The sequence below is a fragment of the Pseudonocardia xinjiangensis genome (assembly GCF_012911925.1).
In the GTDB taxonomy this organism is placed as follows: domain Bacteria; phylum Actinomycetota; class Actinomycetes; order Mycobacteriales; family Pseudonocardiaceae; genus Pseudonocardia; species Pseudonocardia xinjiangensis.
Map to the genome: position 1 here is coordinate 89,194 of NZ_JAAXKY010000001.1, position 20,461 is coordinate 109,654.

The window sequence follows — 20,461 nt, forward strand, 5'->3', positions numbered from 1 at the left end:
GTCGCCCGATCTGAGCGGGCCCGCGTCAGTTCACGAGCACGATCTTTCCGCGGGCGTGGCGGCTCTCGCCCAGTTCGTGAGCGGCCACGACGTCGGAGAGCGGGAACGCCGCCGCGACCGGCACCCGCAGCCGACCCTCGCCGGCGAGCGTGACCGCGATCGCGAGGCCGTGCACCGCCAGCGGGTCGGCGGCGGCTCCCACGACCGCGGCCGTGTCGTCCGCGGGCGCTCCGTGCGACATGTGCACGCCGTGGGCCGCCGCTGTGACGTCGGCGATCGTCACCACGCGGGCCGGGTCGCCTGCGATGGCGATGAGGTCCGGCAGCGCCCCTCCGGCACAGTCGAACACCGCGTCCACTCCGGATGGTGCGAGCGCACGGACCCGTTCGGGAAGCCCCGCCCCGTACGTCGTCGGCTCCGCGCCGAGGGAGCGCAGGAAGTCGTGGTTGTGCTCGCTCGCCGTACCGATGACGGTGGCGCCGCGGGCGACCGCGAGCTGGACGGCGACGGTGCCCACCCCGCCGGCCGCGCCCTGCACGAGCACGGTGTACCCGGCGCCGACCGCGAGCCGGTCGAGGACCCGGGTAGCGGTCTCGACGGCGCCTGCGGCTCCGCCCGCCTCCTCCCAGCTCCACGAGGCCGGCTTGGGCGCCCACGCGGCCAGAACCGCGAAGTCGGCATTGGCGCCGCGGGCGGCCGACGTGGTCATGCCGAACACCTCGTCGCCGATGTCCACGCCCGTGACGCCGTCGCCGACCTCGTCCACCACGCCCGCGGCGTCGAACCCGGTCCGGAAGGGGAAGGTCACGGGCACCACGTCGCGCATCTCCCCGGAACGGACGCGGATCTCGCCAGGCGAGACTCCGGAGGCCCGCCCCGCGATGCGGATCTCACCCCGCCCCGCGTGCGGTGCCTGCACGTCGGCGACGTGCATGACGTCGGGCGGTCCGTACCGGACGAACTGGATTGCTCTCATGCGCCGGACCGTAAGCGAAGCACCCCGTCCGTTTACCTAAAGTGAGAGCGGTGACGACCCAAGTGGTAGCGACGCTCCGCTCGGACGCCCGCGACAACCGCCTGCGCATCCTCGTGGTCGCTCGCGCAGCCTTCGCCGCCGTCGGTCTCGACGTGCCGATCCGGGAGATCGCCCGGCGGGCCGAGGTCGGCGTCGCCACCGTCTACCGGCATTTCCCGACCAAGGAAGCATTGCTGGCCGAAGCCTTCGCCGAGCAGCTGACCCTGTGCTCGCCGATCGTGGAAGAGGGCCTCGCGGCGGCCGACCCGTGGGAAGGGTTCTGCCTGGTACTCCAGAAGCTGATGGAGGTGCACGCCCTCGACCGAGGCTTCTCCCGCGCCTTCACCTCGCAGCTCCCCGACGCGGCGGGCTTCGCCGCCGACCGCGACCGCACACTGCGCCTGCTGCTCCACCTGGTCAGGCGCGCGAAGGAAGCGGGCGCCCTGCGGAGCGACTTCGTACTGGAGGACATGAGCCTGGCGCTGATGGCGAACGACGGCATCCGCACCGAGTCACCCGAGACGAGGGTGGCGGCTTCGCGTCGGTTCGCCGCGCTGATGATCCAGTCGTTCCAGGCCCAACCCGTCCCGATGCCGCTTCCACGGGCCGTCCGGCTGCCTCTCTCCCGGCGCTAGCGGTGGTGAGTCGGCTGTACGGTCTTCGACGTGCGGGTTCGAACGGGCGAGCCGTCCGACGCGGCGTTCATCGTCGAGATGGCCCGACTCGCCTCGGCGATCGAGGGCCGCCCGCTGCCCCCGGTCGACGATCCCACGCTGGCGAGAGGCCTGCCCCCGGCACCGGACACCAGTGTCCTGGCGCTCGACCACAATGGTCATCCCGTCGGCGCAGCCTGGTGGCACTTCCGGACACCCCTGCTGGTCGCGACACCCGACGGCACGCCGGTCCCCGAGATCGTCGTCGCCGTGACGCCCGCCGACCGCGGCCACGGCGTCGGGCGTTGCCTGCTCGACGCGCTCGCCGCCCACGCTGCCCACCACGGCTACGACCGGCTGGCCCTCAACGTCCACATCCACAACCCCGCGGTCCGGCTGTACACTCGGGCCGGCTTCGTCGTGGAGGGCAAGGGCCGCGGTCCGCTCGGCGTCGCCATGGTCCGCCCCGTGCCGTGAGCGCCCCGGCGCTGATCTCAGCCCCAGGTCAGGAACCGGTAGTGCAGCCCGCTCGACGACTCCTGCCACGTCCCGACGGAGTCCGGCGGGCGCCCCACGTCCGGTGCGTGCGTGTCACCGTCGAACAGCTCCCGGATCTCGGTGACCACGATCCGGTCCGCGAACGGCAGCGCTGCCCGGTACACCGCGGCGCCGCCGATCACCCACGCGTCCCCGGACACCGCGGCGAGCGCCTGCTGCGGATCGGGGAAGGTTTCCACGCCCTCCTGCGGCGTGCGCGACAGCACGAGATTGCGCCTGCCCGGCAGGGGCCGGAACCGCGGCGGCAGCGACTCCCACGTGCGGCGGCCCATGAGCACGGTCGCGCCCGTGGTGAGGGAACGGAAGTGCGTCAGGTCCTCGGGCAGGCGCCACGGCAGCGTGCCGTCGCGGCCGATGACGCCGTTCGCCGACTGCGCCCAGACGAGCCCGATCACACCGCGACCGGGGCCTTGATGCCGGGGTGCGGGTCATAACCGGCGAGCGCGATGTGCTCGTAGGTGTAGTCGAACAGGCTCTCCGCCGGCTTCAGGCTCAGCGTGGGGAACGGCCGCGCCTCGCGTGCGAGCTGGGTGCGGACCTGGTCCTCATGGTTGTCGTAGAGGTGGCAGTCGCCTCCGGTCCAGATGAAGTCCCCGACGCCGAGGCCCACCTGCTCGGCGACCATGTGCGTCAGCAGCGCGTAGCTCGCGACGTTGAACGGCACACCGAGGAACAGGTCCGCGCTCCGCTGGTACAGCTGGCAGGAGAGCAACCCGTCGGCGACGTAGAACTGGAAGAACGCGTGACACGGCGGCAGCGCCATCCGCGGGATGTCCGCGACGTTCCACGCGGACACGATCATCCGCCGGGAGTCGGGGTTCTCCCGCAGCGTGCGCAGCACCTCGCTGATCTGGTCGACGTGCCCGCCGTCCGGGGTCGGCCACGACCGCCACTGCACGCCGTAGACCGGGCCGAGATCACCGTCGGGCGCCGCCCACTCGTCCCAGATCGTGACGCCGTTGTCCCGCAGCCACGTGACATTGGCGTCGCCACGCAGGAACCACAGCAGCTCGTACGCGATCGAGCGGAAATGGACCTTCTTCGTCGTGATCAGCGGGAAGCCGTCGGACAGCCGGTAGCGCAGCTGGTGACCGAAGATCGACCGCGTGCCCGTGCCGGTGCGGTCCGCCTTGCGCGCGCCCGTCTCGAGCACGTGGCGGAGCAGGTCCTCGTACTGCGTGTCCGGCATGCCCGCGACGATAGCGCCTGTTTTTCTGCCATCAGGACCGGACAAATGGGAAGATCTCCGGATGAATCTCCGGCGCCTGCTCCCCGTCCTCGCCCTCGGTGCTCTCCTGGCCGGGTGCGGGGGCGGTGGAGTCTCCGCCGGCCCACTGGCGCCTCACGCGCTGGACGGCCCCGACTACTCCGGCTACCTCACCGCCGTCGAGGGCATCCCGTTCTTCCGAGGGCCGCACGCCGCCGCCACCGCTGCCTGCGAGCGGAAGGCGCGGGACATGACGCGCGAGGAGGCGATCGACCTGGTGGCCCGGGCGATGGCCGACGCCGGGTTCGGGCGACCGGAGGCCCAGCGCACGATCGACGCCGTCGACCAGTTCAACATCTGCCCCGACTCGACGGCCTGGGAGAGCTGACACCTGCCAGGCCCGTACGCAGTCCGCTCGCGCGGCGCGGATCACAGCGGGGTCAGTCGAGGGACAGCCCGGCGGCGGGAGTCACGCGGGCGGCCCGGCGCGCCGGCAGAACAGCGGCGAGGAGTCCGGCCAGTACGGCGATGAGGACGACGGCGCCGAGTGACGGCCAGGGGATGTGCATGGTGGCGCGGGTGAGGGCCCGCTTCACGAACGTCTCGTAGCCGACCCAGGCGAACGCGACGCCGATCGTGGTGCCGAGCACAGTGGCCGCCACCGACAGCAGCACCGCCTCGGTCGCCAGCATCCGCCGCAGCTGCTTGCGGGTGAGCCCGAGCGCGCGCAGCAGCGCGTGTTCTCGGGCGCGTTCGAGCACGGACAGTCCCAGGGTGTTCGCGATCCCGATCAGGGCGATCGCAACGGAAATGCAGAGCAGGCCGAGCACCGACCAGGTGAGCAGGTCCAGCTGTCCCTCCCCCGCCGCCCGGGCCTGCAACGCGTCCTCGACCTCCGCGCCGGCCGCGTCCGCCAGCCCGTCCAGATCGTCGACGAGCTGCAGCGAATCCACGCCGGGGGCGGCGCGGACCCAGATGACATGCGGTTCGGGGGTGCCGGTGAGCTGAGCCAGGGTCTCGGGCGCGACCATGCCCGCCCGACCCGAGCCGAGGGAGACGACCTGCAGCTGGGCATGACGATCGCCGACGCTCACCGTGACCCGGTCACCGGGCCGGACGCTCGGGTCCACGAAGGACCCCAGGTCGATCCGGATCGTCCCCGGCGCCGCCTGGGCGAACGCCCCGCCGTCCCGGGCCACCTGCGCCGCGTCCGGCGCGGTGACGACCGGGATCGGTGCGTCGAACCCGGTGATCCGGGCGACGGCGCCGTCCACGGCGACGGCCTGCTCCACGCCGGGGGTGCGACGCACCCGGTCGAGGAGATCGGTGGTGACCGGCTCGTCGAGCGAGACGAGCGCGGCGTCGATGGGGAGATGCCTGTTGCGCTGCTCGTCCATCGCCGCCCGCCAGGTGGCCATGCCGGTGAGGACGGCGGTCGTCAGGGTGACGCCGACCAGCAGCGCGGCGGTGGTGGTGGCGGTCCGGCGCGGGTTGCGCACGGCGTTCTCGGTCGCCAGCCGCCCGGCGGGGCCGAGCAGCGCGCCGGCGACCCGGACCAGGCGGGGGACGAGCACGGGCCCGAACAGCAGCACCCCGGTGAACACCGATGCGCCGCCGGCCACCATGAGCACCGTGCTGTCCTGGATCATCGCCATCCCGAGCAGGGCCAGCCCGGTGACCAGGAGCAGCGCAGCGAGCGCCAGCCGGGCCCGGCCGGTGGCCGTGTGCACGTCTACCGCGGCCAGCGGGCGCAGCGCTGCCAGCGGGCTCACCCGGACCACGTGCCGGGTCGGCAACCAGGACTCCACCGACGTGACGAGCAGGCCGACGGCGAACCCGCCCAGCAGCCAGGGCGTGGGCGGTGCGGGGGCGGCCATCGGGGTGGTGGGGGCGAGGGTGTTGATCAGAGGGAGCAGGCCGTAGCCGAGTCCGACGCCGGCCAGTGTCCCGGTCAGCGACGCGAGCACGCCGACCGCGGCCGCCTCCCGGCGTACCGAACCCAGCACCTGCCGCCGGGTCGCGCCGACACAGCGCAGCAGCGCGAAGTCGCGCAGGCGTTGGGCGAACAGGATGGAGAACGTGTTCACGATGACCAGGGCCGAGACGAACAGCGCGACGCCGGCGAACAGCAGGCCCATCAACGCCAAGGTGTCCACGTCGTTGGTGAGCCCGGCCAGGCCTTCCGCGACGTACTGTGCCGCAGGCTGCACCGTCATGCCGTCCGGGAGCTGACCGACCTCCCCGCGCACCGCCACACTGCCCACGTGGAAGGTGGGCTGGTCGCGCCACTGCACGTACTGCGGCCAGGTGACGTACACCGAGGCCTGCGTCCAGGTGGAGGGCGACTCCACGAGGCCGACCACGTCCAGGTCGGTGGCGGTGGCGCCCTCGCCGACCCGGATCCGGTCTCCGACCGCGACCTCGTAGGCCCGGGCGTCCCACACGTGCACCACCGCCTCACCCGTGCGTGCCGGGAATCGGCCCGAGACGAGCTTCTGCCAGCGCAGCTCCTCCGCGGCCGCGATCGGTCCCACGGTCGTCTCGCCCAGCACGTTGCCCGCGCCGGCCGGGACCCCGCCTTCTTCGTGCGCGGGCAGCAGGACCCGGCCGAGCCCGGACGCGTTCTCGCCGAGGCGCTCGACGAGCTCGATCGCGGCTGACGTGTCGAGGGTTCCGGGACAACACGACGGGCCCCGCGGGGGTTCGTCCCCGGAGTCAGCGGCGACCACCTGGTCGGCACCGCGGTACGGCGCTCCCCCGCCTTCCATGATCCCGGCGCGTGCCCCGGAGGTGAGCATGCCGATCACGACGACGAAGGCGACCGAGACGATCACCGCGACCGCCGCGGCGACGTACCTGCGGGCGTGGGTGCGCAGCGACGCGAGGAAGACGGTTCGCATCAGGCGATCCGTCCGTCCTGCATCGTGACCACGTCGTCGGCGTAGGCCGCCGCGTCCCGCTCGTGGGTGACCATCACGACGGTCTGGCCCAGCTCGCGCACCGAGCGGCGCAGGTGCTCCAGCACCTCCGCCGACGTGGCGCTGTCCAGGTTCCCGGTGGGCTCGTCGGCGAACAGCAGGTCCGGCTGGGTGACCAGCGCCCGGGCGATCGCGACCCGCTGCTGCTGGCCACCGGACAGCTCCGCGGGCCGGTGGCCGAGCCGGTCGGCCACGCCGAGGGTCTCGGCGAGCGTGTGCGCGCGCTCCCGCGTCGCGTCGTCGACCCGCACGCCGCCCAGCTCGAGCGGGAGCAGGATGTTCTGTTCCGCGGTGAGCATCGGCAGCAGGTTGAACGACTGGAACACGAAACCGACGTGCTCCGGCGGAAGGTCGTGAGCGCGTCGTCGTCGAGAGCCCCGATGTCGATCGCGTCCCCGGAGACGTGAAGAGAGGTGTCTGCGGTGGCGACCCATCGTGCGGCCTCCTTTTCCGAGCCGTACTCGGCGATCGCCTCGCGCAGCAGCTGGTCCTGGTACTCGGGAGACCGCCAGCCGCTGTTGACGTGGGACGTGGTTCCGTCGCCCGCAGCATCCGTTGCGGCCTGGCGCAGGGCACCGAGCAGATCGGGGTCGAGGTTGGCCACGGCCGGAATCCCGTCATCGAAGACCGTCACGCCGCCGGGGACAGCACCATCGGCCTCGCCGAGCGCACCATTCCGGTCGCCGCGTGGTGGAGGGTGGCGCGGGACGTCATCAGCCTGCGGGACCGCCGTTTCCGAGCTCGTTGCCGGAACCGATCGCGGGCGGGCGTCGGGTGCCGCCGAGGGGAACGAGGCCGCCCACGACAGGTAACCGAGGACTCCAACGACCGCGGCGACGACCACGAGGGTCGTCGATCGAGGAGGGCGGGCATCGGGAGCACGCGGGTGCCGCTGGTCGGGAATGGGCCCGACCCGGCCGCGGCCTACCACGATGGGTTGGGTCGGGAAGCGATCGTCGAACGCATCGTCGACGCCGGTTGCGGCACGCAGGTCGGCGCCTGCCGGCGCCCACGTCGTCCGGCTCACCGGCCCCGGTCCTCGGCCAACCCGGCGGGATTCGGAGCGGTGCCGGCGGCGGCGTTCTGACCGCTACTGCCGCCGGTCACGGCGGGTCCGTTGGATGTCATGCCGTCAGTCAAGGCAGCGTGGTGATGCCGGCACGTATCCGGTTTTCGATATGCCGAAGATATGGCCCGGCTCGTAGCATCGATCGGCGATGCGCGTGTTGATCGTCGAGGACGAACCCTTGCTGGCGGGCGCCATCCGCGATGGCCTACGCCTGGAAGCGATCGCCGCCGACATCGCCGGTGACGGTGACACCGCTCTGGAACTGCTGAGCGTCAACTCCTACGACATCGCCGTCCTCGACCGCGACATCCCCGGGCCCTCCGGCGACGAGATCGCCGAACGCATCGTGGCCTCCGGGAGCGGCATGCCCATCCTCATGGTCACCGCCACGACCGGCTCGACGACAAGGCGAGCGGGTTCGGACTCGGCGCCGACGACTACCTCACGAAACCCTTCGAGCTCCGGGAACTCGTGCTCAGGCTCAGAGCGCTCGACCGCAGGGCGCCCACAACAGGCCACCCGTGCGAGAGATCGCCGGCCTGCGTCTTGATCCGTTCCGCCGCGAGGTCTACCGCGACGGCCGCTATGTCGCGCTGACCCGTAAGCAGTTCGCCGTGCTCGAAGTCCTCGTCGCAGCCGAAGGCGGTGTCGTCAGCGCCGAAGACCTCCTGGAGCGAGCATGGGATGAGAACGCCGACCCTTTCACCAACGCCGTGCGCATCACCGTCTCGGCGCTCCGCAAACGCCTCGGCGAACCCGCGATCATCGCCACTGTGGCCGGGGTCGGCTACCGCATCGACACCCAGCGGAGCGCATCGGAGCGAGCAGAGGAAACAGCACCCGGCACCCGGGCGTGAAGGAGCAGACCGTGGACCGGCAACCTGGTGTGAGCGTTCGCCTCAAACTCACTCTCAGCTATGCCGGGTTCGTCATGCTCGCCGGTGCTCTGCTGCTCACTGCTGTGTCGGTGTTCCTGCTGCGGGGCACGCCGAACGGCATCTTCGTTCCGAACCTCTCGAACCTGTCCAACCTCCTGCTCGCCTTCGACCCGACCAACTTCGGCCCAGCCATCTTCGGCCCGGTGGCAGCCGCAATGCTGGCGTTCCTGCTGGTGTTCGGTCTCCTCGGAGGATGGATCCTCGCCGGCCGCATGCTCGCCCCGCTGACCCGAATCACCGACGCCACCCGCATGGCCACGAACGGATCGCTCTCGCACCGGATCCGGCTACCGGGGCGCAGCGACGAGTTCCGCGAACTCTCCGACGCCTTCGACACCATGCTCGCGCAACTCGAAACACACGTCGCCGAGCAGCAGAGATTCGCCGCCAACGCCTCCCACGAACTGCGCACCCCGCTGGCGATCACGAAGACACTCCTCGACGTCGTCCGCACCGATCCGAACCTCGACACCGGCGACCTCGTCGACCGCCTCCACGCCGTCAACACCCGGGCGATCGACCTCACCGAAGCGTTGCTGCTGCTCAGCCGCGCCGATCAGCGGTCCTTCGATCGAGAGTGCGTCGACCTGTCCCTCCTGGCGGAAGAAGCCACCGAAACGCTGCTCCCGCTCGCGGAGAAGCGCGGCGTCAGCATCGAGACCTCCGGCGACATGGCCTCCACCATCGGCTCACACGCGCTCCTGCTGCAGGTGACCACGAACCTCGTGCACAACGCGATCGTCCACAACCTGCCTGACCAGGGCACCGTGTGGGTCACGACCAGCGTTCGCCCCCGGACTGCGGTGCTCACGGTCGAGAACACCGGCGAGAAGCTCACGCGCGAGGTGGTCTCCACGCTCGCCGAGCCGTTCCGGCGCGGCAGGGAACGCATACGCGCTGATCCTGCAGGTGTCGGCCTCGGCCTGGCGATCGTCACGAGCATCACCCAGGCACACGAGGGAACCCTCACCCTCGCCCCCCGGGCCGCGCGAGGGCTCTGCGTCACGGTGCAGTTCCCCGCTGCGCCACCGCACACCGGCAGATGACGAGAGCCACAGCCTGCGGCGATGTGTTCTGCATCACATGATCTTGTGAGTGCGGCCGACGGCACGATCCCGGGGCTCCCACGCTGCGGCGACGGGTTTCACCTGGTAGGGGGCAGCCCCGCAGGCAGCCTGACGTACTGAGCGTCACAGCACGTCCGGCACACCGTCTCCGACGGGTGAACATCACCAAGTAACCCCGGTGGTTTTGTGCCGTTTGGGTAACCGGGACGCCTTTCCACGGTTCGGTCGTTCCCACGATGGGGGGAACGTGATCGAGCTCGAAGCCGTCTCCAAGCTCTACCGCACAGGACCGATCAAGGTTCATGCGCTGAGCGCGGTCGACCTGACCATCGACGAAGGCGACTTCGTCGCGATCATGGGCCCGTCCGGTTCCGGCAAGAGCACGATGATGAACGTCCTCGGCTGCCTGGACGTGCCGACGTCCGGCAAGTACATGCTGAACGGGATCGACGTCAGCAAGCTCCGGGAGAACCGGCTCGCCGAGATCCGCAACCGGCAGATCGGGTTCGTCTTCCAGTCCTTCAACCTCATCGCGCGGACGTCCGCGGCACGCAATGTCGAGCTACCGCTCATCTATGCCGGAGTCGGCCGCCGCAGTCGCCGGGCGCGCGCCCGCGCGGCGCTGGAGCGGGTCGGGCTCGGCGACCGCCAGAACCACATGCCCAACGAGCTCTCCGGCGGCCAGCAGCAGCGCGTCGCGATCGCGAGGGCCCTCGTCACCGATCCGGCGATGATCCTGGCCGACGAGCCGACGGGCAACCTCGACTCGGCATCCACCGTCGAGATCATGCGGCTGCTCGTCGAGCTGAACGAGACGGGCCGCACCGTCGTGCTGATCACGCACGAGAACGAGGTCGCCGGGTTCGCCAAGCGGGTGATCGAACTGCGCGACGGCAAGATCGTGCGCGACGTCAGCAACGGCGTGGGCAGCGGAGTCGGGGGCGAACGGTGAACCTGCTCGAGACGGCCCGGATCGCACTGCGCGGTCTCCGGGCGAACCGGCTCCGCTCCGCACTCACCACGCTCGGCATCGTCATCGGCGTGGCGTCGGTCATCATCCTCGTCGCCCTCGGCAACGGCATCCAGTCCGGCTTCAACGACATCTTCGGATCGCTGGCCACCCAGATCACCGTCACCCCGACCCAGGGCAGCGCGCCCAGCGGCGGACGCGCCCGGGACCTCACCGACGCCGACCTCGAGGCACTGCAGGACTCGGCCAAGGCGCCGAACGTCGAGTCGATCACGCCGGTCGTCGGCGGCACCGGGCTGCTCCAGCTCGTTGGCGGCGGCCAGTACCGGACGTCGATCACCGGCACCACCGCCGACTATCTCGAGGTCAACGCCCGCGACCTGCAGGTCGGCCGGAACTTCACCGAGTTGGAGGCCCGGACGAAGGCCAAGGTCGTGATCCTCGGCCCGAACCCGGTCAACGAGCTCTTCAACGGCAACGCGGCCGCCGCGCTGGGGCGGGAGATCCGGATCGGCCGCACGATCTTCCGGGTCATCGGGGTCGCAGCAGTCAGCGGCCAGCAGGACGACGTGGCGATCATGCCGCTGGGGGCGGCACGCAGCTACCTCCTCGGCGGCGGCGACACCCTGAGCAGCATGATCGCCAGGGCCGACTCCGTGGCAACGGTGCCGGCAGCCACCGACCAGATCACGAACATCCTCTCCGCCCGGCACGGCATCCGGGAGCCGGCCGAACGTGACTTCAACGTGCAGGCGCTGCAGAGCCTGCTCGACCAGTCCTCGCAGTTCCTCACGTTCCTGACGCTGTTCACCGGTGCCGTCGCAGGCATCTCGCTCGTCGTCGGCAGCATCGGCGTCGCGAACATCATGCTGGTCACCGTCACCGAGCGGACCCGGGAGATCGGGATCCGCAAGGCGATCGGTGCCCGCCGGCGGGCGATCCTCCAGCAGTTCCTCCTCGAGTCGATGTTCCTGAGCGGGCTGGGCGGCCTGGTCGGGATCCTGATCGGCGTAGGCGTCTCGCTCGCGGGCGCCGCGGTGCTTCCCCAGCTCGTCCCGGACTTCCCACCGCCGTCGGTGTCCGTCGGCTCGGTGGTCCTCTCCTTCTCGATCAGCTTGCTGATCGGCCTCGTCGCCGGCGGCTACCCGGCGAACCGCGCGGCACGGCTGCGCCCCATCGAGGCCCTCCGCTACCAGTGAACGTGACCATGGCAGGAGCTCTCATGTCCCGAACGACCCGGCGGCGCACCCGGGTGACGCTCTCGGTCGCCGTGCTGGCGGTGGTCGGCGCAACCGCGTGCACGGCAGAGCAGCCGCCTCCGCCCACCCTGCGGGTGGATCGGGGCACGGTCGCGACGTCCGTGTCGGCGTCGGGCACGCTGGTGGCGATCACCGAGCAGAACCTCGGCTTTCCCCAGGCCGGGAAGCTCGCCGAGGTGCTCGTCGGCGTCGGCACCCGGGTCGAACCCGGCCAGGTGCTGGCCCGCCTGGACGACTTCGCCCTGCGCCAGACGCTCGAGCAGCGCCACGCCGGGCTCGCCCAGCAGCAGGCGCAGCTGGCCAAGATCCGCAACGGCAACTCGGTGGAGGCGGCCCAGGCGACGCTGGAGCAGGCCGAGAAGATCCTCGACGCCACCGAGGACCAGGCCGAGGCCACGAACAACGCCAACTACTCCGCCACAGACCGGGCCGAGAAGCAGCTCGAGTTCGACCGGAAGGTGCTCGACCAGGCCGAGCACCGGCTGGAGGCCGACAAGAGGGCCTGCGGATCCGGGCCCCCGAAGACCACTACTCCGCCGCCGCCCGTCAGTTCACAGCCGGCACCCGCAGAGAAGCCGTCGTCCGGGCTCCTCGGGACGGGCGGTTCGCAGAGCGCCACCGCTGACGCCGCACCCGCCGGCTCCCAGACCGGCAGCGGGGGCGGCCTCGTCGCGAACCCCGCCTGCGACCGGATCCCGGCCGACAAGCAGGCGGTGACGGACGCCAAGCGCGTGGTCCTGTCCTCGGAGACGGCCCTGGACACCGCCGAGCAACGGCAGAACGTCGACGAGGCGGCGGGGCGGCTGTCGATCGAGAACGCCAGGCAGAGCGTCGTCACGGCCAAGAACGAGGTCGACAGCGCCGGCAGCGACAAGCCCGCCGACACCTCCGCTCAGGAGGCCGCGGTCCGCGACGCGGAGGCCCAGGTGGCACTCGCTCAGCGCGACGTCGACAACACGGTGCTTCGCGCTCCGGTCGCGGCCGTCGTCTCGGCCGTCAACGGAGCGGAGGGCGAGTACGTCGGGGCGGCGACCGGGACCACGGCGTTGGCACCAGGCAGCTCCGCGGCCCTGCCGGAGATCGCCGCCACCTCGGGTGGAGGCGCCGGCGGTGGCGCGGGGGCGGCTCCGGGCGGCGGCGCGTTCATCGTGCTGAACAACATCGACTCGTTCCAGCTCGTCGTGCCGTTCGAGGAGTCCGACGCAGCGCGCGTGGCCGCCAACCAGCGGGTCGAGATCACCGTCGACGCGGTCCCGGACCTGCGGGCACCGGCCACGGTGCTCGCCATCGCCCCCTCCGGGAACTCCACCACGGGGGTCGTCCGCTACTACGCGACGATCGTGCTCACCGAGAACGACGACCGCCTGCGCGACGGGCAGACCGCACTGGCCGACGTCATGGTGCAGTCCGTGGACAACGTGCTGCGGGCGCCGTCCGCCGCCACCCGCACCGACGCCGGCCGCCTGGTCGTCGACGTGCGGGGCCCGGACGGTGCGCCGGTCCCGACCCCGTTCCAGGCCGGACTCGTCGGCGACGAGTACACCGAGGTGGTCTCCGGGCTCACCGAGGGGCAGGAGCTCCTGCTGCCGCAGGGGCAGTCCACCACCTGATCCCTGGCCCCGTCACGGGGCCACCGATCCTCGTCGCAGTCGGCCACCGTCAGCCAACGTCGATCGTCACGGTGGCCGTGCTGGTCGCCGCGGAGCTGCCGGTCAGCTTGGTCATGTCGATGCGCAGGTACTCGCCGTTGTCCTGCTGGTCGGTCGCAGGGCTGAGCTTCGACTCGAGGTTGTACGGCGGCTTCGGCGTCGCGTCCGAGATACCGGAGATGCCGAAGTCGCTGTCGTTGCTGATGATCAGCGTCTTGCCACCGTCCAGCGCGGCGACGCCCTCGACCTTGTCGTGGGAGAAGAAGCGGCTGTACCCGTCGACCGGATTCGGGTCCAGTGACGCCAGCAGGCCGTCCAGATCCAGGTACTGCGACTCGGCGACGGGCTTGATCCCGAGACCCTGGTAGGTCTTCAGCGCGTCCGCGGTCGGCTGCGGCTTCGCCTCGTCCGTGAGCGAGAGGGCCTCGATCGTCTTGCCGCCGACGAGCAGGCCCTTCGACGCGTCGTAGGTCGCGCCGGGCACGTTCGCCGACGGGCCGACGTCCGTCGCACCGCTCAGGTCGATCTTCCAGAGCCGCTTGTAGCCGTCCGCTTTCGGGAACTTGGAGTCGCGCTCGTCGACGAGGAACGTCGTGTTCGACAGCGCGGTGATCTCGCTGTTGGCCGTCTTGTTCGACTTCGGATCGTGCAGCAGATAGAGGTACTCGTGCAGGGCGTGCGTCTGCAGGTCGTAGGTGACGATCCGCGTGGGCGCGAGCTCCGTCGCGTCCTGTCCGTCGAGGTCGGGCTGCTGGAGCCCGGACTGCATCAGTCCGACGAGGGTCCTGCCGTCCGGCGTGACGGTCAGGGCCTCCATACCGCGGTTCGGCACGCGGTTGAGCAGTTCCTCGGGGAGCGTTCCGTCCTTCGGCGAGAGGCGCTGGAGCGTGCGGCCGCCGGCGTCGAAGTGCGTGATGAACGGGCCGTACTCGTCCGAGACCCAGAACGTGCCGTCGGGCAGCGCGACGAGACCCTCGGGGTCGTAGCCGTCCGGGTCGGCCGCGAGGGCATGGCCGCTGAGGTCCTCGGTCTTCTCGCCCGTCGGGTTGTCGGTATTGACCCGCCCCGAGTACGGATGACCGGAGTGGTCGGTGAGCGGGATCTCCCGGATCAGCGTCGCCCGGCCGCCCGAATCGAGCTTGAAGAGGGCGATCGCCGGGTCGTAGTCGGGGATCGGCTCGATGACGTCCCCGTTCGCAGCGGCGGCGTTGGGGCCGCGGTCCTCGAGTCCGTAGACCTCGTCGGAGTGGCCCGGCACCGGCGTCACTGCGGAGCCGAACGAGCCTGCGTTCAGCTGCACGTTGCCGTAGCTGCCCAGGGACGGGAGGTGGTCGGTGTAGAGCGAGACGGCATTGCTGACCGTGTAGGTGAAGCTGTCGTGGCCGGTGAACCCGGCGGCGGGGACGTATCTGAACGACCCGTCGGGGTTGAGCTGCAGCGAGCCGTGCTGCGGATCGGAGTGCACCAGCAGTTGCGCGCTGTCGCCCGCCAGCACGCCGTGGGCGGCGTCGACCGCGAGCGCGCCGCCGGTCCCGGTCGAGTAGGTGGCGGCCTTCGCAGTGGCTTTCGCGGGATCGTCACCGGCGTGGGCCTGGCCCGGCGTCAGCGGCCCGGCGAAGGCCGCCGCGGCCAGGACGAGGGTCGTGGCGGCGGCACGCCGGACGAGACGTCGGGGCGCGGAGGAGCGCGACGCTGGCATGGGGTCTCCTTGGCGGGGGCGGGCGACGCCGGAAACCTCTGGGCGTCTCGCGCGAGAATATGATCGGCCCGTTGCCAGCTGTGATCTGCCTGTGATGTGTAGCAGCCGGACCAGAAATGTGATCTCAAATCTACGAGATCGAGAGCCGGCAGGGCGGCGCCAGTGGTAAACGGCACAATGGAAGGGTTTCGATCACACTCAACGATCAGTCCCGACAGTCGTGAATCCTGGTCGGTCGACAAGCACACTCGGGGCGATTCGCCCCCGCAGTGCACCTATTGTTCGCGAGTTCTTCTCGGTCGCTTCTCCGGCCCGACGACCCATGACCTCGTGTTCCTGATCGCGGCTCAGCGGGTCCGGTAGCGCGCGTAGATCAGCCCGCTGCCGAAGGCACGCTCCCCCACCAGCTCGAGATCGAGACGCACGCCGTCAGGAAAGAACCGCTTGCCGCCGCCGACCACGCTCGTGGTGATGAACAGGTGGTACTCGTCCACCAGGCCGGCCCCGATCGCCTGGGCCGCGAGGTTTGGGCCGTCGACGGTGAGGTCGTGATCAGCCTCGGCCTTGAGCTTGCGCACCGCGTCCGGGTCGAAGGTCCGCTCGATCCTGGTCTTCGCGCTGGACACCGACTCCAGCGTCGTGGAGTACACGATCTTCTCCGCGGCCTGCCAGTCGCGGGCGTACTGCAGGATGTGCGGCGGCTGGTCGGGCTCGGCGTGCGCGGTCTCCCAGTAGACCATCGTCTCGTACATCCGTCGGCCGTAGAGGTACGTGCCGACGGGGCGGAAGAGGTCGTTGACGAAGGTGTGCACCTCCTGGTCGTCGGCGCCCGTGCCGAGGTCGCCCTCCGCCGCCTCGGCGTAGCCGTCGAGCGAGGTGATCATCGAGTAGATGAGCTTCGCCATGCGTCTCCTTCGGGTCCGGGCGCGCCAGGCCGCCTGCGGCCCTGCAGGCTGTGACCTCCGCATGACCCGGAACTCATCGATCAGCCGGCGCCCGAGCCGCCTCGGAGAGGAGCCGGTCCGGGTCGGCGGCGTAGACGGTCATCCACGTCGGCCGGAGCCGGTAGTAGACGACGTCGGACCAGTCGAACGACCCGCCGCCGTAGAACGCGTGCAGGTACTCGTGGGTCGCCGGCCAGTCGGGGTGACCGGGGCCGTCCACCGGGTTGAGATTCTCGACGACACCGTGGACGAAGACACCGAGATCCTCCCCACGTAGGTGCGCGACGCTCGCGGCGGGCCGCGCCCGCAGGTGCCGCGCCTTCGCCGCTCCCGGGCTGGTGCCGAACACCCAGCGGCCGTGCAGCAGGTGCCCGTCGACGGCACTGACGCGCGGCTCACCCTTCGCGGTGACCGTGGAGAGCACGAGGACGCACATGCCGGTGAGCACACCCACCAGCTGCTCGGCGGTCAGGCTTCGCTCGCCGGTGATGATCGACTGCAGGTGCGCTGTCGCGCGTCCGCGCGAGGTGTCGATGAGGGTTTGCAGGGCCTGGAGCTCCGGTTCGGTTTCGTACACATCAACAGCGTGACGCCTAAACCTGACAGGTCCCGTCCTCGAATCGCGTGGATCTTCACCAGAGCTGGACCCACGGGCGGCAGGTTCGGGCGGTCCGGGGTCTGCCGCCGTGCACCATGTCGCACGCCATCAGAGCAGGTGGGGTGCGGTTCCACGACCTCCGCCGCCTGGCTCGTGATCGAATCGTTCTGGGGAGGCGTGCAGACCGAGCTGCTCAACCACCGACGGTGGCGCACCCGAGCGCGTGCAGCACCTGCTGGACGCGATCGTCGAGCTTGCCAACGCCTTGTTCGAGCACCTCCAGATCTTCCACAACCGCCGCCGCCACACCGCCCTCGGCATGCTCACCCCGACTCGGTGCGGGCCGCGGGCCTTCCACCGACTACGGCTCGACCTCGCGCGGACGACCTCTCGGTCGAATGTCGTGCAACTCGGTCATGGGCTACCGCAAACGGGCGAGGACGCCTACCACTGGCGGCCGACCGTACATCCGGTGGATCAGGGCGAAGACACATCGGCCGTCCGACGCACGAACCCGGCCCGGCGACCACCATCGATGCCGTGAAACGCCGCCGATCGGAGGGAACATGATGGCGCGACGGACGTTGCCGACACGGGCGCTGCTGGCGTGCGGCGCCGTGGCCGGCCCGGTGTACGTGACGGTGGCGATGGCCGAGGCGCTGACCCGCGACGGGTTCGACCTGACCCGGCACCGCTTCACGGCGCTGACCGCCGGAGACCTGGGCTGGATCCACAAGTCGAACATGCTGCTGGTCGGGATGCTCACGGTGCTGTTCGCGGTCGGGGCCGCACGGCTGCTGCGGACGGGTCAAGGCGCGGTGTGGGGACCGCGGTTGCTCGGGCTGTTCGGCGTGGCGTACGTCATCGGCGGCGCGCTCACCGCGGACCCGCTGGCCGGTTTCCCGCCCGGCGCCGCATCAGAGATGGTCCAGACCACCTGGCAAGGGGCTGCCCAGAACGCCTCACGGGGGGCCAGCACTGCCCTCCTCATCGCCATGAGCGTTGTGATCGCGAGGCACTTCGCCACCACCGGACGCCGGGGATCGGCCTGGTTCTACGCCCTCTACGGAGCCGCCGTCCCGGTCGCGTTCGCAGCCCTGATCGCCGTCAACTCCGCCGTTGGCAACTACCCCTACGCCATCGCAGTGGTCTTCCTCGTGACGCCCTGGATCTGGGTGACCATCCTCGCTGTCCACCTGTACGGACGGGAGTCCGCGCAACGAGGTGGTGTTCCGGCGTTCACGGCGACGAGAGGTGCGCCGGTGGGCTGACCCGGCGATGGTGCAAGCCCGACGTCCGATCGCCAGGAAAAGAAGGAGCACATCATGTCCGTCTCTTTTGCGCTCGCCGCCACCGCTGCCGAGCACGTTTGCACAACGCCGGCAGAATGCGCGAACCAAGGTGTCGGCACTTTCGTCGGGACACCCGCGCGAATCTGGGCCAGTGTGGCTGCACTGGTGGCGCTGGTCGGCGTGGCCGTCGGCGCGCCGGCGCTGGCCCGCTCCCGCCGCCGTGTCGGCAACGGCGGGAGAAAAGGGGCCGTCGTGGCCCTGGTGGCCGGGCTGACCGGCGCGGTCAACGGCGCGGTGAACCTGGCCGTCGCCGACGGTGGTCTCGGCACCGGCAACGGAGTAGCCGGTGGCGCCCTGGCCCTGATGCTCGGGCTGGTCGGCGCGGTCCTCGGCGGGCTGGTTCTGGCCCGCTCCCGCCGTACCGAACCGACCGGCTGACCGGCCGACCGGCCGACCGGCCGACCGCAGCGAATACGAGCGCGATGCCGTTGTCTCGCCGGATCGGCCAGACCGGGCGGCTCCGGGCGGTTGCGCCGACTGCGCGTACCGCAGTCCTGCGCGCCCGGTGAGGGGCCTCGGCCGCCCGCCGGCGGCTGGACACGGTCATCCCGGACGGGTAGGACAGCACGTGAAAGCTCCTGGTTGGACGGATTGATCTCAGCAATCGCCCGTCTACCAGGAGCTTCACCCGTTCGTGATCACGCCACGCCGTACGCCCGCCGACCAGCCCACTCTTCAGGTTGGCAATACCTCAGTACGAGAAGGACACGTTCGCCGGGGGGGAACAGATGTCACCACGATTCGGAACGTCCTCGCAAACCTTAATCTGCGCCTTCACCTGTTGAGCATCGCCTCTCAGCTGCTTTGACAAACTTGCAGTCGCCCACGTCGCGGTCTGAGTACGCGAAGTCTGCGATGCATTTTCCTGTACCCACCCCTTGGGGAGGCCGGGGGCGGGACTGCGATAGAACCACCAATCTACCTGAACGTAGACACCGCGTCCATTGTTCCTCAAGTCGGTGTAATTGATTCCCGCTGTCGCGTATACGCCACCATTGTTAGCAAAGTCGCCCTTTGCTTGGGCAAGTTTCGTACTTCCACTGGAGGCGGTGACCGTCCACGGCGTGCCGGCCGCGTAGGCAGGCGACGGCAAGGCCAGCGCCGTCGCGAGAAGAATTGTAACGGCAGCGACTGACACCTTGATGGTTCGGCCGAAGAATATCTCAGCAGCTCGAGTCACTCGAATACGGGCCATCGATGGTTCCTCTCATGAATCGTGGGAGCTTGCACGCGACTCGGCGCGATCGGCGCCAGAGAAACATTTGATGCAGCATTGACAGACGCGCCGAGGGTGTCGCCGCGACATGGTGACTAGCGCGCCATGTTGTCCCCGAGTATCAGCATGGCCTCGATCTTGATGGCGCCTGATAAAGCTATGCAACGAGAACTTCACAGTAGGTGTCATCATTTCGTCACCATTTCGTCACCACGCCGTCCTCTCCGGTCCTGAACCGTCTGGGGGAGGTTTCCGGATAACCCGAGACGCAGTTCTGCACGTGCTTGGTGGCGGTGGTCGGTGAGTCTTCCGCGGTCGGGCCCAGTGAACCGCCCCGGTGTGTCCGGAGACTTTGATGTGCCTCGGGTTCTGTGGAGTCAGGTTGCTGGGTTCACGCGGTGGCTGGGGTGTGGAGCTTCGGCCGTTCCCCCAGTGGGCGGCCGGACGACGCACGATCCCCGAGCCGGCTGGTGCCGATCATCCGGACCCACCTCGCGCTCTGGTCCACCCAGGTCAAGGCACCGATCTTCGTAAACGAGGTCGGCGCCACTGCACGCTCTTCCGCACCCGGATCTGGCGGCCGGCACTCGTACGCTCCGGGCTCCTCGGCGACGTCGTCCGGGTCGACGGCGGATTCGTGCCGCGTGGACCGACGCGCACGGCAGGAAACACACCGAACGACTCCGCACCGAGCCCGCCGCCGTCAATCACGTCTCACGACACAAGAGGGGCGGGCTCGGCTTTCACGACCTCCGCCACTCCTACCCCACCTGGCTCGTCGACGACGGCGTCCCGCCCAACATGGTGCAGCGGATCATGGGACACGAACGCTCGTCCACGACGCTGGACCTCTACACCCGGCGCACCGACTACAGCGCCCGCATCCTCAAAGAGCCTCTGACCAGGCCGTTCGGCTGTGGGCGATACTCGGATCGAACCAGTGACCTCTGCGGTGTGAAGCAATGCAAGCCGCCAGCCCGCAAGGGCCTTTCCGCAGGTCACCCGGCAACTCGTCCGTGGACATCCGTCGCCGACATTGAATGTGCGCGCCGGTTGTCACGCAGTTGGTCACTCACGCGAGCACCCCCGCTGCGGACAGCCACACCCCACGCCGCGAACATCCCGCAGTGCCGATGATCGAAGTGCGACACGTTTCCCGGCTCTCGGGTTCATCGGCGTGGACCACGCACGGACGCGCGTGGCGCTAGAGGAACACCACCCTCGCATCGCCGGCCGGCTGCTGCGCCTGCGCCGGGCGACCATCCCGCTGATCGTTTGGATGGGACGCC

At 70.1% G+C, this 20,461-nt stretch carries 19 protein-coding genes and 2 pseudogenes; 12 read left to right on the forward strand and 9 right to left on the reverse strand.

Going from position 1 to position 20,461, the window contains the following annotated elements; genetic code table 11:
• Positions 1–25 precede the first annotated feature (25 nt).
• Positions 26–976, reverse strand: coding sequence for an NADP-dependent oxidoreductase (locus HF577_RS00415; protein WP_169393669.1), 951 nt, complete (start codon positions 974–976; stop codon positions 26–28).
• Between the two features lie 50 nt (positions 977–1,026).
• Here HF577_RS00415 and HF577_RS00420 point away from each other — a divergent pair, with 50 nt between their 5' ends.
• Both HF577_RS00420 and HF577_RS00425 read left to right on the forward strand, forming a co-directional pair.
• Positions 1,027–1,650 carry a TetR/AcrR family transcriptional regulator gene (locus tag HF577_RS00420; protein WP_169393670.1) on the forward strand — a complete coding sequence of 208 codons (624 nt, stop codon included), beginning with the start codon at positions 1,027–1,029 and terminating at the stop codon, positions 1,648–1,650.
• A 30-nt stretch (positions 1,651–1,680) separates the two neighbouring features.
• Entirely contained in the window at positions 1,681–2,145 is a 465-nt protein-coding gene (locus tag HF577_RS00425; RefSeq protein WP_169393671.1) for a GNAT family N-acetyltransferase, read from the forward strand.
• 17 nt (positions 2,146–2,162) lie between these two features.
• Here the strand turns inward: HF577_RS00425 and HF577_RS00430 are convergent, their stop codons facing one another.
• Together HF577_RS00430 and HF577_RS00435 are read right to left on the reverse strand one after the other, a co-directional pair.
• The gene (locus HF577_RS00430) at positions 2,163–2,621 is read right to left on the reverse strand and encodes a dihydrofolate reductase (RefSeq protein WP_169393672.1); all 459 of its coding nucleotides are present in this window, start codon (positions 2,619–2,621) and stop codon (positions 2,163–2,165) included.
• Complete coding sequence (locus tag HF577_RS00435; protein ID WP_169393673.1) at positions 2,618–3,415, reverse strand: thymidylate synthase; 798 nt, start codon at positions 3,413–3,415, stop codon at positions 2,618–2,620. The genes HF577_RS00430 and HF577_RS00435 overlap by 4 nt, the downstream gene beginning before the upstream one ends.
• A 61-nt stretch (positions 3,416–3,476) precedes the next feature.
• On the opposite strand from HF577_RS00435, the gene HF577_RS00440 reads away from it, so the two are divergent.
• Positions 3,477–3,821, forward strand: a complete 345-nt coding sequence (locus HF577_RS00440) for an Ntn hydrolase family protein (protein WP_169393674.1) — start codon at positions 3,477–3,479, stop codon at positions 3,819–3,821.
• Between the two features lie 52 nt (positions 3,822–3,873).
• Here the strand turns inward: HF577_RS00440 and HF577_RS00445 are convergent, their stop codons facing one another.
• The 3 genes and pseudogenes from HF577_RS00445 to HF577_RS39535 form a co-directional block, all read right to left on the reverse strand.
• Positions 3,874–6,333 carry an ABC transporter permease gene (locus HF577_RS00445; RefSeq protein ID WP_169393675.1) on the reverse strand — a complete coding sequence of 820 codons (2,460 nt, stop codon included), beginning with the start codon at positions 6,331–6,333 and terminating at the stop codon, positions 3,874–3,876.
• A complete protein-coding gene (locus HF577_RS00450) occupies positions 6,333–6,737 on the reverse strand; it encodes an ABC transporter ATP-binding protein (protein ID WP_407692175.1) in 405 nt (134 codons plus the stop codon). The genes HF577_RS00445 and HF577_RS00450 overlap by 1 nt, the downstream gene beginning before the upstream one ends.
• 92 nt (positions 6,738–6,829) lie before the next feature.
• Positions 6,830–7,438: pseudogene (locus HF577_RS39535) on the reverse strand (hypothetical protein); the annotation flags it as partial.
• 190 nt (positions 7,439–7,628) lie between these two features.
• Between HF577_RS39535 and vanR-Sc the strand changes: the two are divergent.
• From vanR-Sc to HF577_RS00475, 5 genes and pseudogenes are all read left to right on the forward strand, one after another.
• A pseudogene (gene vanR-Sc, locus HF577_RS00455) lies at positions 7,629–8,337 on the forward strand (VanSc-type vancomycin resistance response regulator transcription factor VanR).
• 11 nt (positions 8,338–8,348) lie between these two features.
• Positions 8,349–9,464: a sensor histidine kinase gene (locus HF577_RS00460; RefSeq protein ID WP_169393676.1), complete on the forward strand. Its 1,116-nt coding sequence runs from the start codon at positions 8,349–8,351 to the stop codon at positions 9,462–9,464.
• Between the two features lie 268 nt (positions 9,465–9,732).
• The gene (locus HF577_RS00465; protein WP_169393677.1) at positions 9,733–10,437 is read left to right on the forward strand and encodes an ABC transporter ATP-binding protein; all 705 of its coding nucleotides are present in this window, start codon (positions 9,733–9,735) and stop codon (positions 10,435–10,437) included.
• Complete coding sequence (locus HF577_RS00470) at positions 10,434–11,654, forward strand: ABC transporter permease (protein ID WP_169393678.1); 1,221 nt, start codon at positions 10,434–10,436, stop codon at positions 11,652–11,654. The genes HF577_RS00465 and HF577_RS00470 overlap by 4 nt, the downstream gene beginning before the upstream one ends.
• Before the next feature lie 23 nt (positions 11,655–11,677).
• On the forward strand, positions 11,678–13,324 hold the full coding sequence (locus HF577_RS00475; protein ID WP_169393679.1) for an efflux RND transporter periplasmic adaptor subunit: 1,647 nt from the start codon (positions 11,678–11,680) through the stop codon (positions 13,322–13,324).
• A gap of 49 nt (positions 13,325–13,373) precedes the next feature.
• On the opposite strand, the gene HF577_RS00480 is transcribed toward HF577_RS00475, so the two are convergent.
• From HF577_RS00480 to HF577_RS00490, 3 genes are all read right to left on the reverse strand, one after another.
• Positions 13,374–15,062, reverse strand: coding sequence for an esterase-like activity of phytase family protein (locus tag HF577_RS00480; protein ID WP_169393680.1), 1,689 nt, complete (start codon positions 15,060–15,062; stop codon positions 13,374–13,376).
• A gap of 347 nt (positions 15,063–15,409) precedes the next feature.
• Positions 15,410–15,967, reverse strand: coding sequence for a dihydrofolate reductase family protein (locus tag HF577_RS00485; RefSeq protein ID WP_169393681.1), 558 nt, complete (start codon positions 15,965–15,967; stop codon positions 15,410–15,412).
• A 73-nt stretch (positions 15,968–16,040) separates the two neighbouring features.
• Positions 16,041–16,583: a pyridoxamine 5'-phosphate oxidase family protein gene (locus HF577_RS00490; RefSeq protein WP_169393682.1), complete on the reverse strand. Its 543-nt coding sequence runs from the start codon at positions 16,581–16,583 to the stop codon at positions 16,041–16,043.
• Positions 16,584–16,827: 244 nt separating this feature from the next.
• Here HF577_RS00490 and HF577_RS00495 point away from each other — a divergent pair, with 244 nt between their 5' ends.
• The 4 genes from HF577_RS00495 (at position 16,828) to HF577_RS40035 (ending at position 20,309) form a co-directional block, all read left to right on the forward strand.
• Positions 16,828–17,148 carry a hypothetical protein gene (locus HF577_RS00495; protein ID WP_169393683.1) on the forward strand — a complete coding sequence of 107 codons (321 nt, stop codon included), beginning with the start codon at positions 16,828–16,830 and terminating at the stop codon, positions 17,146–17,148.
• A gap of 22 nt (positions 17,149–17,170) precedes the next feature.
• Entirely contained in the window at positions 17,171–17,875 is a 705-nt protein-coding gene (locus HF577_RS00500) for a DUF998 domain-containing protein (RefSeq protein WP_169393684.1), read from the forward strand.
• 162 nt (positions 17,876–18,037) lie between these two features.
• The gene (locus HF577_RS00505) at positions 18,038–18,334 is read left to right on the forward strand and encodes a DUF6223 family protein (RefSeq protein WP_312858865.1); all 297 of its coding nucleotides are present in this window, start codon (positions 18,038–18,040) and stop codon (positions 18,332–18,334) included.
• 1,471 nt (positions 18,335–19,805) lie between these two features.
• Positions 19,806–20,309 (forward strand): tyrosine-type recombinase/integrase, encoded by a 504-nt coding sequence (locus HF577_RS40035; protein WP_407692177.1) that lies wholly within the window; start codon positions 19,806–19,808, stop codon positions 20,307–20,309.
• Positions 20,310–20,461 lie beyond the last annotated feature (152 nt).

Bases quoted from the DNA above. Each gene is read 5' to 3' on its own strand.
- HF577_RS00475 (WP_169393679.1), top strand. From the start codon at position 11,678: ATGTCCCGAACGACCCGGCGGCGCACCCGGGTGACGCTCTCGGTCGCC.
- HF577_RS00480 (WP_169393680.1), bottom strand. From the start codon at position 15,062: ATGCCAGCGTCGCGCTCCTCCGCGCCCCGACGTCTCGTCCGGCGTGCC.
- HF577_RS00445 (WP_169393675.1), bottom strand. From the start codon at position 6,333: ATGCGAACCGTCTTCCTCGCGTCGCTGCGCACCCACGCCCGCAGGTAC.
- HF577_RS00500 (WP_169393684.1), top strand. From the start codon at position 17,171: ATGATGGCGCGACGGACGTTGCCGACACGGGCGCTGCTGGCGTGCGGC.
- HF577_RS00415 (WP_169393669.1), bottom strand. From the start codon at position 976: ATGAGAGCAATCCAGTTCGTCCGGTACGGACCGCCCGACGTCATGCAC.
- HF577_RS00485 (WP_169393681.1), bottom strand. From the start codon at position 15,967: ATGGCGAAGCTCATCTACTCGATGATCACCTCGCTCGACGGCTACGCC.
- HF577_RS00440 (WP_169393674.1), top strand. From the start codon at position 3,477: ATGAATCTCCGGCGCCTGCTCCCCGTCCTCGCCCTCGGTGCTCTCCTG.
- HF577_RS00435 (WP_169393673.1), bottom strand. From the start codon at position 3,415: ATGCCGGACACGCAGTACGAGGACCTGCTCCGCCACGTGCTCGAGACG.